The sequence below is a fragment of the Tranquillimonas alkanivorans genome (genome assembly GCF_900115595.1).
GTDB classification, from domain to species: domain Bacteria; phylum Pseudomonadota; class Alphaproteobacteria; order Rhodobacterales; family Rhodobacteraceae; genus Tranquillimonas; species Tranquillimonas alkanivorans.
Genome location: NZ_FOXA01000001.1, coordinates 405550 through 419241 on the forward strand (window position 1 = coordinate 405550; position 13692 = coordinate 419241).

The 13692-nt window shown below is 69.0% G+C and carries 13 protein-coding genes; 10 read left to right on the plus strand and 3 right to left on the minus strand.

All coding sequences use genetic code 11. The features are described 5' to 3' along the window. Positions 1–32: 32 nt before the first annotated feature. Positions 33–911 (plus strand): phosphoserine phosphatase SerB, encoded by an 879-nt coding sequence (gene serB, locus BM162_RS02040; RefSeq protein ID WP_093416992.1) that lies wholly within the window; start codon positions 33–35, stop codon positions 909–911. Here the strand turns inward: serB and BM162_RS02045 are convergent. After that, entirely contained in the window at positions 901–1896 is a 996-nt protein-coding gene (locus tag BM162_RS02045) for an asparaginase (RefSeq protein ID WP_093416995.1), read from the minus strand. The two genes, serB and BM162_RS02045, sit on opposite strands and share 11 nt — an antisense overlap. A 168-nt stretch (positions 1897–2064) precedes the next feature. Between BM162_RS02045 and BM162_RS02050 the strand changes: the two genes are divergently transcribed. Together BM162_RS02050 and rlmN are read left to right on the plus strand one after the other, a co-directional pair. Further along, positions 2065–2589: an invasion associated locus B family protein gene (locus BM162_RS02050; protein WP_093416999.1), complete on the plus strand. Its 525-nt coding sequence runs from the start codon at positions 2065–2067 to the stop codon at positions 2587–2589. A gap of 109 nt (positions 2590–2698) precedes the next feature. Next, positions 2699–3877, plus strand: a complete 1179-nt coding sequence (gene rlmN, locus BM162_RS02055; RefSeq protein WP_093417002.1) for a dual-specificity RNA methyltransferase RlmN — start codon at positions 2699–2701, stop codon at positions 3875–3877. Positions 3878–3985: 108 nt separating this feature from the next. Here rlmN and BM162_RS02060 read toward each other — a convergent pair whose 3' ends face one another. Both BM162_RS02060 and BM162_RS02065 read right to left on the minus strand, forming a co-directional pair. Then, on the minus strand, positions 3986–5026 hold the full coding sequence (locus BM162_RS02060) for a hypothetical protein (RefSeq protein WP_093417005.1): 1041 nt from the start codon (positions 5024–5026) through the stop codon (positions 3986–3988). A 95-nt stretch (positions 5027–5121) separates the two neighbouring features. Further along, on the minus strand, positions 5122–5979 hold the full coding sequence (locus tag BM162_RS02065; RefSeq protein ID WP_093417008.1) for an LOG family protein: 858 nt from the start codon (positions 5977–5979) through the stop codon (positions 5122–5124). 86 nt (positions 5980–6065) lie between these two features. Between BM162_RS02065 and dapD the strand changes: the two genes are divergently transcribed. The 7 genes from dapD to BM162_RS02100 all read left to right on the plus strand — a co-directional run bounded on the left by dapD (position 6066) and on the right by BM162_RS02100 (position 13643). Beyond that, positions 6066–6893: a 2,3,4,5-tetrahydropyridine-2,6-dicarboxylate N-succinyltransferase gene (gene dapD, locus BM162_RS02070; protein WP_093417011.1), complete on the plus strand. Its 828-nt coding sequence runs from the start codon at positions 6066–6068 to the stop codon at positions 6891–6893. Positions 6894–6961: 68 nt separating this feature from the next. Next, positions 6962–7210 carry a GlsB/YeaQ/YmgE family stress response membrane protein gene (locus tag BM162_RS02075; RefSeq protein ID WP_093417014.1) on the plus strand — a complete coding sequence of 83 codons (249 nt, stop codon included), beginning with the start codon at positions 6962–6964 and terminating at the stop codon, positions 7208–7210. An 80-nt stretch (positions 7211–7290) separates the two neighbouring features. Beyond that, positions 7291–8160: a hypothetical protein gene (locus tag BM162_RS02080; protein ID WP_093417017.1), complete on the plus strand. Its 870-nt coding sequence runs from the start codon at positions 7291–7293 to the stop codon at positions 8158–8160. Between the two features lie 39 nt (positions 8161–8199). Then, complete coding sequence (locus BM162_RS02085) at positions 8200–8529, plus strand: DUF8846 family protein (protein ID WP_093417020.1); 330 nt, start codon at positions 8200–8202, stop codon at positions 8527–8529. A gap of 158 nt (positions 8530–8687) precedes the next feature. Further along, entirely contained in the window at positions 8688–9830 is a 1143-nt protein-coding gene (gene dapE, locus BM162_RS02090) for a succinyl-diaminopimelate desuccinylase (RefSeq protein ID WP_093417023.1), read from the plus strand. Between the two features lie 127 nt (positions 9831–9957). Then, positions 9958–12228: a ribonuclease R gene (gene rnr, locus BM162_RS02095; RefSeq protein ID WP_093417776.1), complete on the plus strand. Its 2271-nt coding sequence runs from the start codon at positions 9958–9960 to the stop codon at positions 12226–12228. A gap of 95 nt (positions 12229–12323) precedes the next feature. Next, positions 12324–13643: a lytic murein transglycosylase gene (locus BM162_RS02100; protein ID WP_093417026.1), complete on the plus strand. Its 1320-nt coding sequence runs from the start codon at positions 12324–12326 to the stop codon at positions 13641–13643. Positions 13644–13692: the final 49 nt, after the last annotated feature.

Genomic DNA, 13692 nt, shown 5'->3' on the forward strand with positions numbered 1-13692 from the left:
TCACCGCGCCGAACCGATCCGAGGGGACCGCCATGCTGACCGTCACGCTTTTGACCTCGCCCGAGAGACGCACGCTCGACCCCGCGCTGGTCGATTCCCTGCGCAACGCGTGGGGCGGCGGCGGGGCGGCGTGGCTGTCGCCGGACGAGACGGCAGAGTTCGACGTGCCGGCCCGCCCCGGTAATTTCGAAGATGTCTGGCAGGAGCTTCAGGGTCTGGGCGTGGACCTGTGCCTTCAGCCGGCCGAGGGGCGGCGCAAGAAGCTGCTGCTGGCGGACATGGACTCGACCATGATCGGGCAGGAATGCATCGACGAGCTTGCCGACATGGCCGGCGTGGGCGAGCGCGTGGCCGACATCACCGCGCGCGCCATGAACGGGGAGCTGGACTTCGAGGGCGCCCTGCGCGAGCGGGTCGGCCTGCTGGAAGGGCTGGATGCCAGCGTGATCGAAACGGTGCTGGCCGAGCGCATCACCTTCGCGCCGGGCGGCGCGGCGCTGGTGGCCACGATGCGCCAGGCTGGCGCGCACGCGGCGCTGGTCTCGGGCGGCTTCACCGCCTTCACGGCCCATGTCGCCGCGGGGCTCGGCTTCGACGAACACCGCGCCAACACCTTGCTGATCGAGGCCGGCAAGCTGACCGGCCGCGTGCAGGAGCCGATCCTGGGCCGCGACGCCAAGGTCGCGGCGCTGACCGAGATCTGCGCCCGGCTGGGCATTTCGGAGGCCGAGGCCATGGTCGTGGGCGATGGCGCCAACGACCTGGGCATGATCCAGCGCGCGGGCGCAGGTGTGGCGCTGCACGCCAAGCCGTCGGTCGCTGCGCAGGCCCCGATCCGGGTCAACCACGGCGACCTGACGGCCCTGCTGTTCCTGCAGGGCTATGCCCGCAGCGACTTCGTCACGCCGTAAGCAGCTCGTCCGCCGCCTTCACCAGCCCCACCGGCTTGCCCGCCCGGTTCAGCACCGGCGCGTTCATCCGCTTGCGCACCGCCGGATCCTCGGGATCGAGCACGCCCAGCCGCACCAGCAGCGCGGAGATCGCGGCCTCGGAAGCGCGGGTCGCGCCGTCGGTGATCTTGAGAGCGATGCCCAGCCCCTGCTCCGGCAGGATGCCGACGAACACGCCCTCGGCTCCCGTCTTCAGTGCGGCCTTTCCGCCCGTGGCCCGCATCAGCTCGGTGCAGGCCCGCCCCTCGCCCGCCACCAGCTCCGGATGCGCGATCATCGCCCGTGTCAGCCGCGCCTGCGCCGTGTCCCGCGCGCCGCTGCCGCTGCCCGCCGCCGCGAAGGCGGCCATGGCGCGGGCGAGGCCCGAAACGGTCGTGGCGAAGTTGGGGGCCGAGCAGCCGTCGATGCCGAAGGTGGGGCTGGGCTCGTCCGTCACCTCCTCGAACGCCGCACGCACGGCCTTCTGCACCGGGTGATCCGGGTCGACATACTCCGCGCTGCCGCCGAGGTGCCTGTTGAGCGTCAGGAACCCCGCGTGCTTGCCCGAGCAGTTGTTGTGCACCTGGCACGGCGCCTCGTGCGCGCGGATCATTGCGAGCTTGAGGTCCTTGTCGCGCGACACCTCGGGCCCGCAGCGCAGATCGTCGTCGGACAGGCCGAGATCCTTCAGCCAGGCCGAAACGCGATCGACATGGATGGGCGCGCCCTGGTGCGAGGCGCAGGCCAGGGCCAGCTGTTGGTCGGACAGCCCCTCGGCCGCGCCGCTTTCCACCAGCGGCAGCGCCTGGAGCATCTTGCACGACGACCGGGGATAGATCACCGCCTGCGGATTGCCCCAAGCCGAACGGATCTCTCCGTTCGCGTCGCAGATCACCGCGTGGCCGGAATGCGCGGATTCCAGCAAGTCTCCGCGCCAGAGTTCGGCCATGGCCGCCGGTTGAGTCATGGTGTTCCTTCCCTTCTCACGTCTCAGCGATTTTTCGCCGGTCAGGCTTTCGCAGACCGGCGGATGCAAGTTAGTGTCCGCCCGCGACTTTTGAAACGGGTGCGGCCCGCACGTCGGAGAACCGACGGCGGGTCATCGAGGCAGAGGCAGCTGGAGGCTGTGACAAGAATGAAAACGTACATCACGCGCGTTCTTGCCGGTGTGGCGCTGGCCGGGGCGGCCGTTCCGGCCATGGCGCAGGACGAATCCACCAATCGCGTCGCCGTCGAGACCGCCTGGAGCGTGTTCGTCGAGAGCGATCCGAAGGAATGCTGGGTCGTTTCGGTGCCCAAGGAGACGGTGAACACCAAGGACGGTCGCGTGGTCGCGGTGCGCCGCGGCGACATCCTTCTGTTCGTCACCTACCGCGGCGACGGCGATGGCGAGGTGTCGTTCACCGGCGGCTATCCCTTCGCCGACGGCTCGACCGTGAACCTCGACATCGGCGGGACCGAGTACGAGATGTTCACCGAGGGTGAGTGGGCCTGGCCGAGCTCGGACGCGCAAGACGCCGAGATCATCGCCTCGATGAAGGCAGGTGCCGACGCGGTTCTCACGGCGCGGTCGTCGCGGGGAACGACGACGGAGGACACGTTCTCTCTGTTCGGGTTCACCGCCGCGACGGACGAAGCCGCGGACCGCTGCTCGGGCTGATCCCACCGCAGGTACGAACGAAAAGGCCCCTGCCGCGCGCGGGGGCCTTTGGCTTTTCCGCACGAATCCCATATAAGGCCCGCTTGACCCGATTTTTCGAGGCCCGTCCATGACCGCCACTGCCCCCATCACCCAGGATGTCGTCACCTTCCCGCGCAAGATGCCGGAGGACGGGCCGGTGAACCTTGTCGGCCTCACCCGCGACCAGTTGCGCGAGACGCTGATCGCCGCGGGCACGCCCGAGAAGCAGGCGAAGATGCGGGTCAACCAGCTGTGGCAGTGGATTTACCAGAAGGGCGTGCGGTCCTTCGAGAACATGACCAACCTGTCCAAGGCGTTCCGCGCGGAGCTGGCCGAGCGGTTCGTGATCGAGGTGCCCGAGATCGTGTCGCGCCAGGTGTCGACGGACGGCACCCGGAAATACCTGCTGCGGATTTCCGGCGGTCACGAGGTCGAGGCCGTCTATATTCCCGAAGAGGGGCGCGGGACGCTGTGCATCTCGTCCCAGGTGGGCTGCACGCTCACCTGTTCGTTCTGCCACACCGGCACGCAGCGGCTGGTGCGCAACCTGACCGCCGGAGAGATCGTGGGCCAGATCCTGGTGGCGCGCGACGACCTGGGCGAGTGGCCGAAGCCGGGCCGCCACCCGAAGGACGAAACGCGGCTTTTGTCGAACATCGTGCTGATGGGCATGGGCGAGCCGCTCTACAACTTCGACAACGTGCGCGACGCGATGAAGATTGCGATGGACGGCGAGGGTATCTCGCTGTCGCGCCGGCGGATCACGCTGTCGACCTCCGGCGTGGTGCCCGAAATTGCCAAGACCGCCGAGGAAATAGGCTGCCTCTTGGCCGTGTCGTTCCACGCCACCACGGACGAGGTGCGCGACAAGCTGGTGCCGATCAACAAGAAGTGGAACATCTCCGAGCTTCTGGATGCGCTGCGTGCCTATCCGAAGCTGTCGAACTCTGAGCGGATCACGTTCGAATACGTGATGCTGAAGGACGTGAACGACACGGACGAGGACGCGCGGCGGCTGGTGAAGCTGATCCGCGGGATCCCCGCGAAGATCAACCTGATCCCGTTCAACGAATGGCCGGGCGCGCCCTATCAGCGGTCGGACTGGGAGCGGATCGAGGCCTTCGCCGACATCATCTACAAGGCCGGCTATGCCTCGCCCATCCGCACCCCGCGGGGCGAGGACATCATGGCCGCGTGCGGTCAGCTGAAATCGGCGAGTGAACGGGCCAAGCGGGCGCGCAAGCCAGTGGCGGCGCCCGGGGCTTAAGCCGCTCGGGAAGCCCAAGCCGGCGAGAATTGCTTCCGCTACGCTTGGAGCGCGTCGTATCCAGCAGAGGTTGCCGCCGCGCCTACCGGAACGACGGCTCTGCCCTGATCAGTTGGAAGCAAATTCCTCTGGCTCCCCATCCAGCTCGGTCTCCGTATCCTCGTCGACGACTTCGTCGCCTGCTCCGGTCTCCGGCAAGTCCTGATCGAGCTTGAGCAGTTCGTGGAACTGGTCCATCGCCTCGGTGCTCAGGTCCGAACCGTCCGTCACGGTCTCCAGCGCCACGTCGCGCTCCGCTTCGGCGTCGGCAACGGCATCGTCGGAAGCGGCGATGCCCATCAGCTCCTCCGTATCCAGTCCGCCGTCGGTCGTCGTCCCGTAGTACCTGTCCAGATCGGCCTGCGCCTCTTCGTCGAACGTGGGCGACTCCGGGTCCAGCTGCTGAATGGCAGCGATCACGTCGCTCGTCGTACCGGTTATGGGGTCACCGTATGCCTCGGACAGGGTCGCGCTGAATTCGGCGTTCGCATCTTCAAGCTCCGTAAGCGCCGCCTCGTGCGCGAGGTAGGCCTCGCGATACGCTGCGACTTGCCCCACCCGGCTGTCCGGCGAGGCATTGGCATAGGCACTCAGGCTCGCATGCGCCGCGTTCATCCACTTCAGCTCGCTAGCGACGGCACCGTTGCCGCGCGGCTTGGGCAAGGGCTTCTGCGCGGTCTCGGGCGCCAGACGGGCCTGCTGACGCTCCCACCGACGATGCTGTTCCTCGCGCGTTGCAACGCTTGCGGCGGCGCGGGCTTCGGCCTCACGTCTGCGCTCTGCCTGCGAAGGCTTCCCGCGCAGCACGTCTAGGAGCGAGCGGCCCTGCCCCTGTGTCTGGCCGTTCCCGCGCATCTCGGAGCCGCGTCCGCGTTCCGCCCACTTGTTATTGTCGCGCCCCCTCTCGCGGTCGGCCTTTTCGTTGCCGCGGTCGCCGCCCCCGCGGGAGTCACTCCCCCCACCATTGCCATTTCCGCCACCATTGCCGTTTCCGCCCTTGGCATAGGCCGCGTCGGCGGTGACGACGGTCGTGACGGTCGCCGCGGTCGGAACGGCAAGGGCAGTCATGGCGAGCGTCAGGACGGACGCGCGCAGGACGGAAGGGATCATGGCTTTCTCCTCATAATACATGCTTCGAATGCGAAGATCGCCTCGAAATGCGGCAGCGAGGAGGCAAATGTGTTCAGGGCGCGGAAGTTCGCCGATCAGCCGGCGTCGGGCCGGCCCGGGATGTGCTCGCGCTTGGTTTCCGGCAGCGGCCAGTGCTCGAGAAGTTCCATCGCCTCTTCCGCCGTCTCGACGTAGCGGAACAGTTCGAGGTCGTCGTCCGAGATAGTGCCCGCCTCGGCCAGCGCCTTCCAGTTGATAATGCTTTCCCAGAACTCCTGCCCGAACAGCAGGAACGGAACCCGCTCCATGCGCCCGGTCTGGATCAGCGTCAGCGACTCGAACATCTCGTCCAGCGTGCCGAACCCGCCGGGGAAGACGCAGACGGCGCGGGCACGCATCAGGAAGTGCATCTTGCGGATGGCGAAGTAGTGGAAGTTGAAGCACAGGCCGGGCGTCACGTACTCGTTCGGCGCCTGCTCGTGCGGGAGCACGATGTTCAGCCCGACGGAATGGCCGCCCGCGTCCGAAGCGCCGCGGTTGCCGGCCTCCATCACGCCGGGGCCGCCGCCGGTGGCGATTACGTACTCGCGGCCATAGGTCTCCATCGACTTCAGCGTGACCAGCCGCGAGAACTCGCGCGCCTGGTCGTAATAGCGCGACAGGTCGGCAAGTGTCTTGGTGCGCGCGCCGGACGCCTTGGCCGGCTCGGGGATCCGCGCGCCGCCGAACAGCACGACCGTGGACTCGATGCCCTGCTCGCCCATCACCAGCTCGGGCTTGAGCAGCTCGAGCTGCAGCCGCACCGGGCGCAGCTCGTCGCGCAGGAGGAAATCGGAGTCGGCGAAGGCGATGCGGTAGGCCGGCGCCCGCGTCTGCGGCGTGTCGGGGATGTCGCGCGCCGTCTCGATGTCCTGCCGGGCTTCGCGGAACAGCCTGTTTCGGTCCTCGGTCATGGGCTCCCTCGGATTGCGCGAATGACCTTCCCGGCTTATAGGCTCCGCCAGACCGAAACCAGACACGTTTTCGAAGGAAGCCGCCCATGTCCGACGCGCAACTGGAAGCCGCCATCGAGGCCGCCTGGGAGAAACGCGACACCATCACCCCCGCCACCGGCGGCGAAACGCGCGAGGCGATCGAGGCAACGCTCGACGCGCTCGACAGCGGTAGCCTGCGGGTGGCCGAGCGCGGCGCCGACGGCAACTGGACCGTAAATCAGTGGGCCAAGAAGGCGGTGCTGCTGGGATTCCGCGTCAAGGACATGGAGCAGCACGCCGGCGGGCCGCAGGGCGGCGGCTGGTGGGACAAGGTCGACAGCAAGTTCAAGGGCTGGGGCGACGAGGAATGGCGCACCGCCGGCTTCCGCGCCGTGCCGAACTGCGTCGTCCGCCGCTCGGCCTTCATCGGCAAGGGCGTGGTGCTGATGCCGTCCTTCGTCAACCTCGGTGCATATGTCGACGAGGGCACGATGGTCGACACCTGGGCCACCGTCGGGTCCTGCGCGCAGATCGGCAAGGGCGTACACCTGTCGGGCGGCGCGGGTATCGGCGGCGTGCTCGAACCGCTGCAGGCCGAGCCCACGATCATCGAGGACAACTGCTTCATCGGCGCCCGCTCCGAGGTGGTCGAGGGCGTGATCGTGCGCGAAGGCTCGGTGCTGGGGATGGGCGTCTATATCGGCCAGTCCACCAAGATCGTGGACCGCGAGACGGGCGAGGTCTTCATGGGCGAGGTGCCGCCCTACTCGGTCGTCGTCTCGGGCTCGATGCCGACGAAGAACGGTCTCAACCTCTATTGCGCGGTCATCGTGAAGCGCGTAGACGAGAAGACCCGCGCCAAGACCGGCGTTAACGAGCTTCTGCGCGACTGACGGACCCGATCCTGTTCCGGCGCGTTATGTCATCCGACACTCATGCGCCGGATACAGGAGGGACGGAAATGGAAGGCGTCGGCTGGATTATGACGGTGATCATCGGCGGGCTCGCCGGGTGGATCGCCGAGAAGATCATGAAGGCGGAACACGGTCTTCTGACCAACATCGTGCTGGGCATACTGGGCGCGGTGGTTCTGAACTTCATCCTCGAGCTCATCTTCGGCTGGGAAGCCGTGGGCTGGATCGCGAACCTGATCATCGCGGTCATCGGCGCCGCGCTGCTGATCTGGGGCTATCGCAAGATCAAGAGCTGACGGCCCCCGTCACAGGATCACCCGGCGAATACCGCCGGTTTGACGGAAATGCGCCGGAATGCGGCGGTATCGGCTGTCTCATGGAGACGCAGAAACCGTTCGCGGACACATTCCGGACCCGACAGGCGGCGCACGACCTGCGCCACCACGCGGAGGGCTTCGGCGCGCCGGTTCTGGACCGGATCGCCGGGCTGATCCCCCTCGGCCTGCGCGACGGCGCGGACCGCGCGCTGGCCCTGCGCGAGGCGGTGGCGGCAGGCTGCGACCTGTCCACGCCCCGCGGGTACGAGGTGCGTGACCATCTGCGGCTCGCCGCAGTCCTGCCCGACGACGATTTCGACGCCTTCCTCCTGGCCGGCTGCATGCTTCTGGCCGACGTGCTGCGCCGGGATGCGCCCTCTGACGACCTGCCCCACATGTGGGAGGCGACGGCCCCGCATTACCGGCTTGCCCCGCCGCCCCTGTGCGCGGCGCTCGCCAACGGATTTGCCCAGCTCGAGGCGCGAGCGCCAGGCCTGCTCGATCCGCCGCCCACGTCGGCCGACCGGCTGACACGGGCCCCGGACGTGGTGGTGCCGCCCCTGCTCGACCTCGCGCGGACGCTGCCGGCGGCGGCGCGCCGTTCTCTGGGGCTCGAGCCGGTGCTGGGGCCGCAATCGGGCCTCTTCCGCGGCACTGACACCCGCGCGGTGCGTGCGGTCACGGCTGCGGAGACGCTCGACGAGGCGCTGCCGCAGATCACGGCGCTGGTCTGCCTGAACGCGATCCTCCGCACGCTCCCGCGCGAGACGGCGGCGGCGCTCTGGGCCGAGCGGGCGCCGCACCTGCTTTCGCTGCCCGCGCCCGAGCGCGCGCCGATCCTGGCTGGCGTCCGGCTGCTTTTCGAAAGCGATGACGGCTTCCTCGCCGCCCGTGCGCTGCCCGACGACCGGCTGATCCCCGTCGGCTGAGGCTTCCGCCCGCCGCCGCGCCGTGCTAGGCGGCGCGCCATGGCGAAGGACCGCAAGCCCCACCACGTGTTCACCCTGCTGGTCGAGGTCGGCCGAAAGACCGGCGACGGCCTGCCCGACGGCGCGACCGGCGCAGCGCTGATGTGCTATGCCAGTGGCGTGGACGAGGCCGAGGCCGTGCGCGAGACGGTGGCGATCCTCAAGCAGGCCGACATGGCCCCGCTCGACGTGTCGGGCTATGGCACGCTGGACGAGCGGCTGGCCGAAGGGCACGACATCAGCGACGAAGAGCGCGCGCTGATGGAACGGGCGCTGGTTGAGAACGCGGTGATCGTGGCGCAGATGACGCCGTTCTTCGACGAAAACTGAGGCGGCCGGCGTCGGAGGGGGCCCACCCGTTGCCTCCGCGGCTCGGATGCGTGGCGCCGCTGCGGCACCTCCCGGAGGATATTTCAGGACCGAGGATGGGCCGCGTTGAGGTTCCCGGGCCCGCGCGGTATCGCTGCGGCAAACGTGAAGGAGTGCCCATGTCCGTCGATCCCGTCGAGCTGACGCAACGCCTGGTCCGCTGCCCCTCGGTCACGCCCGACGAAGGCGGGGCGCTGAGCCTGCTGGAAGAGCTGCTGTCGGGGGCCGGCTTCGCCTGCACCCGGGTCGAGCGGAACGGCGTGCAGAACCTGTTCGCGCGCTGGGGTGACGGCGGCAACGCCCGCGTCTTCGGGTTCAACGGGCATACCGACGTGGTGCCCGTGGGCGATCGAGAGGCCTGGACGCACGACCCGTTCGGCGCCGAGATCGTGGACGGCGTGCTCTATGGCCGCGGGGCGACCGACATGAAGTCGGGCGTCGCGGCCTTCGTCGCCGCGGCCGTGGAATTCGTTCGCGAGACGCCGCCGGAAGGATCGGTCGTGCTGGCGATAACCGGGGACGAGGAAGGCGACGCGGTGGACGGCACGCGCGCGCTGCTCGACTGGATGGCGGAGCACGGCGAGCGAATGGACGTCTGCCTGGTGGGCGAGCCGACCTGCCCCGAAACGATGGGCGAGATGATCAAGATCGGGCGGCGCGGCTCGTTGACCGCCCACATCACCGCGACCGGCGTGCAGGGGCATTCGGCCTATCCGCACCGCGCCAAGAACCCGCTGCCGGCGATGGCGAAGCTGGTGGACCGGCTCTCCTCCGCCACGCTGGACGAGGGGACGGAGCATTTCGATCCCTCGACGCTGGCCGTCACGACCGTGGACACCGGAAATCCCGCCAACAACGTGATCCCGGCGGCCTGCAGGGCCGGCGTCAACATCCGCTTCAACGACGCGCACAGCTCCGCCTCGCTGACCGAGTGGCTGCAGGCGGAGGCGAACAAGGTCGCGGTCGAGACCGGGATCGACATCGCGATGACGGTGAAGGTGTCGGGCGAAAGCTTCCTGACGCCGCCGGGCGACTTGTCGGACCTCGTGGCAAAGGCGGTTCAGGCCGAAACGGGCGTGGCGCCGAAGCTGTCGACCACGGGCGGGACCTCGGACGCCCGTTTCGTCAAGGATCATTGCCCAGTGGTCGAGTTCGGGCTGGTGGGCCAGACGATGCACCAGGTGGACGAGCGGGTGGAGGTGGCGCAGATCGCGCAGCTCAAGGGTATCTACACCCGCATCCTGCGCGACTACTTCGCCTGAGCGAACGGGGCGCGGAACCCCTTCGCGCGGGGCTGCATGAACCGGAATGGCGCGCCACCGGAACCGGGGCCGCGCGCCGCCGGTTTTCGATGTGACCTCTCACAACGCGCGTGCTACGTCCCGGTCCATGACACGTGTCCCCACCAAGGCCGAGATCCTCGACTGGATCTCCGAGAACCCCACCCTCACCGCGAAGCGCGACATCGCCAAGGCCTTCGGGGTCAAGGGCGCAGCGCGCATCGACCTCAAGCGGCTTCTGAAGGAGCTCGAGCAGGAGGGGCACCTGAGCAAGCGCGGCAAGACCTACCGCGACCCCGAGAAGCTGCCGCCGGTGTCGGTGCTTCAGGTGACCGGCCCCGACGACCAGGGTGACCTGCACGCCCGGCCGCTGGAATGGCACGGCGAGGGGGCGGAGCCCAGCGTGCTGATGATCACCCGCGCCGCTGACCCGGCGCTGGGGCAAGGCGACCGCATCCTCGCCCGGCTGACCGAGGTGAAGGGCGAACCGCACCAGTACGAGGGGCGCGTCATCCGCCGCATCGGCAGCAACCCGCGCCGCGTGCTGGGCATCTTCCGCAAGGGGGCCGAGGGCGGCCGCGTCGTGCCCATCGACAAGGGCGCGGACCTTGAGTTCATGGTGAAGCCCGACGCGGTGCACGGCGCGAAGGACGGCGAACTGGTCGAGGCCGAGCAGGCCGGCCCGCGCGAGCGCATGGGCCTGCCGCGCGCCCGCATCGTCAACAGGCTGGGCGATCCGACCGCGCCGAGAGCGGTGTCGCTGATCGCCATCCACCAGCATGGCATTCCCGATGCCTTCCCCGACGAGGTGGTGGCCGAGGCCGACCGGATGAAGCCCGCCGGCCTGAAGGGCCGCGAGGACCTGCGCGAGCTGCCGCTGGTCACCATCGACCCCTCGGACGCCCGCGACCACGACGACGCGGTCTTCGCCGAGCCGGACCCCGACCCGAAGAACCCGGGCGGCCACATCGTCTGGGTCGCCATCGCCGACGTCGCCCACTACGTCCGGCCCGGCAGCGCGCTGGATCGCGAGGCGCGCAAGCGGGGCAACTCGACCTATTTCCCCGACCGGGTGGTGCCGATGCTGCCCGACCGGCTGTCGGGCGACCTGTGTTCGCTTCACGAGGGCGTGCCGCGCGCGGTGATCGCCGTGCGCATGCGGCTGAACGCGCAGGGACACAAGATCTCGCACCGCTTCGTGCGGGGGCTGATGCGCTCGGTCGCGTCGCTCAGCTACGAGGACGTGCAGGAGGCCGAGGAGGGGCGCCCGAACGAGAAGTGCGCGCCGCTTCTGGCCGACGTGATCAACCCGCTTTTCGCCGCCCACCGCGCCGCCAGGCAGGCGCGCGAGGTACGCCAGCCCCTCGACCTCGATCTTCCCGAGCGGCGGATCGAGCTGAACGAGGAGGGGCATGTTGTCTCGGTGGCGTTCAAGGAGAGGCTCGAGGCACACAAGCTGATCGAGGAGTTCATGATCCTCGCCAACGTCGCCGCGGCCGAGACGCTGTTCGAGAAGAACCGCCCCCTGCTCTACCGCGTGCACGAGGAGCCGTCGCCCGACAAGCTGGACGCCCTGCGCGAGGTGGCGCAGGCCTCAGGCTTCAACCTGGCCAAGGGGCAGGTGCTTCACACGCGGCACCTGAACACGCTTCTGGCGCAGGCCGAGGGGACCGAGTTCGACGAGCTTCTGAACATGTCCACCCTGCGCTCTATGACGCAGGCGTACTATTACCCCGAGAATTTCGGGCATTTCGGGCTGGCTCTGCGCAGCTACGCACACTTCACCTCGCCCATCCGCCGCTATGCCGACCTCGTCGTGCACCGCGCGCTGATCTCGGCCCACCGCTGGGGCGACGACGGGCTGTCGCCGGAAGAGATCGAGGATCTCGAGGCGACGGCCAAGCACATCTCGGACACCGAGCGGCGGTCGATGACGGCCGAGCGGGACACCACCGACCGCTACCTCGCCGCTTACCTCTCGGACCGGATCGGGGCCGAGATGACCGGCCGGGTCTCGGGCGTGCAGCGCTTCGGCGTGTTCGTGAAGCTCGACGACACGGGCGCCGACGGGCTGATCCCCGTGCGCGCGCTGGGGCGGGAGTTCTTCCACTTCGATCCCGACGCGCAGACGCTGATGGGCTCGGACACCGGGCTGACGGTCGGCGTCGGGCAGCGCGTGACGGTGAAGCTGGCCGAGGCCGAGCCGGTCACCGGCGGCGTGCTGCTGGAGCTTCTGGAGATCGAGGGCGACCAGGTTCCGCGCGGCCCGCGCCCGATGCGCGGGCGCAAGGCACCGAAGGGCGCGAAGGGCCGCAAGCCGGGACGCGACAAGGCGCGCAAGGACAAGGCCAAGCGCAAGGTCACCCGGCGGAGGAGCTGACGCGCAAGCCTTCGCTCACATATTCGTAACCCGGTTACGCGGGCCGGGACCGTTCGCTAGAGTGCTTCACGAGCAGTGAAGAACAGGTGACTCCCATGCGCACACTCGTCGGTCTGTGCGGGCTCGGGCTTATTGCATCGCTCCAGCCGGCCTCCGCCGCTCCCCCGGAACAATCGGTCCGCCCCCAGCCGCGCGCGGCGCAGACCACGGCCGCCGCCGAGACGCCGAAGGCCCGTCCGGCCGAGCTGGCCGAGGAAGCGCAGCTGCGGCTGAGCACCATGAACATCGCCTTCGAGCGCTGGATCCGCGACTTCCGCGGCCGCGCACTGGCGCAGGGCATCGACGACAACGTCTTCGACCGCGCCCTGGGCGACGTGCGCTACAACACCGACGTGATCCAGCGCGACCGCAACCAGTCCGAGTTCACCAAGACGATCTGGGACTACCTCGACAGCGCCGCCTCGGCCACGCGGGTCGAGAACGGGCGCGCCGCACTGCGCGAGCACGCTGCGCTGCTGGACGAAATCGAGGCGACCTACGGCGTCGAGAAGGAAGTCGTCGTCGCCGTCTGGGGGTTGGAAAGCGCCTACGGCACCTTCCGTGGCAGTACGCCGACCATCGAGGCGCTGGCGACGCTGGCCTATGACGGTCGGCGCGGCCGGTTCTTCGAGGCGCAGCTGGTCGCCGCGCTCCAGATCGTGCAGGCCGGCGATGTCGAGCCCGGCGGCATGACCGGAAGCTGGGCCGGCGCAATGGGCCACACGCAGTTCATCCCGACCTCGTACCTGACCTACGCCGTGGACCACACCGGCGACGGCAAGCGCGACATCTGGTCGGACGATCCCGCCGACGCGCTGGCCTCCACCGCCGCCTATCTCGAGCGGTTCGGCTGGACGAAGGGCCAGCCCTGGGGCGTCGAGGTGCGGCTGCCGGAGGGCTTCGACTATGCCCTCGCCGACCGTGACACGACCAAGAGCCCGTCTGACTGGGCCGCGCTCGGCGTGGTCGGTACGGACGGGCGCGCGGTGCCGGATCACGGAACGGCGTCGATCCTGCTGCCCGCCGGGGCGCGGGGTGCCGCCTTCATGATCTTCGACAATTTCGGCGTGATCGAGCGCTATAACACCGCCGACGCCTATGTCATCGGGGTGGGCCACCTGTCGGACCGGCTGGCCGGCGCGGGCCCGATCGAGGCCGACTGGCCGCGCGGCGACCGCGCCCTGACCTTCGCCGAGCGGAAAGAGATGCAGTCGCTTCTCACCCGCCGCGGCTTCGACACGCAGGGCGTGGACGGACGCGTCGGGCCGCGCACCATCGCCGCCATACGCGGCTTCCAGCGGCGTGCCGGTATGGTGCCGGACGGCTACGCCTCGCTCAGGCTGCTCGACCGCCTGCGGCTTGGCGACGCCTCCTGAGCTATGGCGCCGCCACGGCAGCGCCCGCCCTGAAGGCGGGCCGGCGCTG

Coding starts and splice junctions, on each gene's coding strand:
- BM162_RS02100 (WP_093417026.1), top strand. CDS start 12,324: ATGCGCACACTCGTCGGTCTGTGCGGGCTCGGGCTTATTGCATCGCTC.
- BM162_RS02085 (WP_093417020.1), top strand. CDS start 8,200: ATGGCGAAGGACCGCAAGCCCCACCACGTGTTCACCCTGCTGGTCGAG.
- dapD (WP_093417011.1), top strand. CDS start 6,066: ATGTCCGACGCGCAACTGGAAGCCGCCATCGAGGCCGCCTGGGAGAAA.
- BM162_RS02050 (WP_093416999.1), top strand. CDS start 2,065: ATGAAAACGTACATCACGCGCGTTCTTGCCGGTGTGGCGCTGGCCGGG.
- serB (WP_093416992.1), top strand. CDS start 33: ATGCTGACCGTCACGCTTTTGACCTCGCCCGAGAGACGCACGCTCGAC.
- BM162_RS02045 (WP_093416995.1), bottom strand. CDS start 1,896: ATGACTCAACCGGCGGCCATGGCCGAACTCTGGCGCGGAGACTTGCTG.
- BM162_RS02065 (WP_093417008.1), bottom strand. CDS start 5,979: ATGACCGAGGACCGAAACAGGCTGTTCCGCGAAGCCCGGCAGGACATC.
- BM162_RS02075 (WP_093417014.1), top strand. CDS start 6,962: ATGGAAGGCGTCGGCTGGATTATGACGGTGATCATCGGCGGGCTCGCC.
- BM162_RS02080 (WP_093417017.1), top strand. CDS start 7,291: ATGGAGACGCAGAAACCGTTCGCGGACACATTCCGGACCCGACAGGCG.
- BM162_RS02060 (WP_093417005.1), bottom strand. CDS start 5,026: ATGATCCCTTCCGTCCTGCGCGCGTCCGTCCTGACGCTCGCCATGACT.
- rnr (WP_093417776.1), top strand. CDS start 9,958: ATGACACGTGTCCCCACCAAGGCCGAGATCCTCGACTGGATCTCCGAG.
- rlmN (WP_093417002.1), top strand. CDS start 2,699: ATGACCGCCACTGCCCCCATCACCCAGGATGTCGTCACCTTCCCGCGC.
- dapE (WP_093417023.1), top strand. CDS start 8,688: ATGTCCGTCGATCCCGTCGAGCTGACGCAACGCCTGGTCCGCTGCCCC.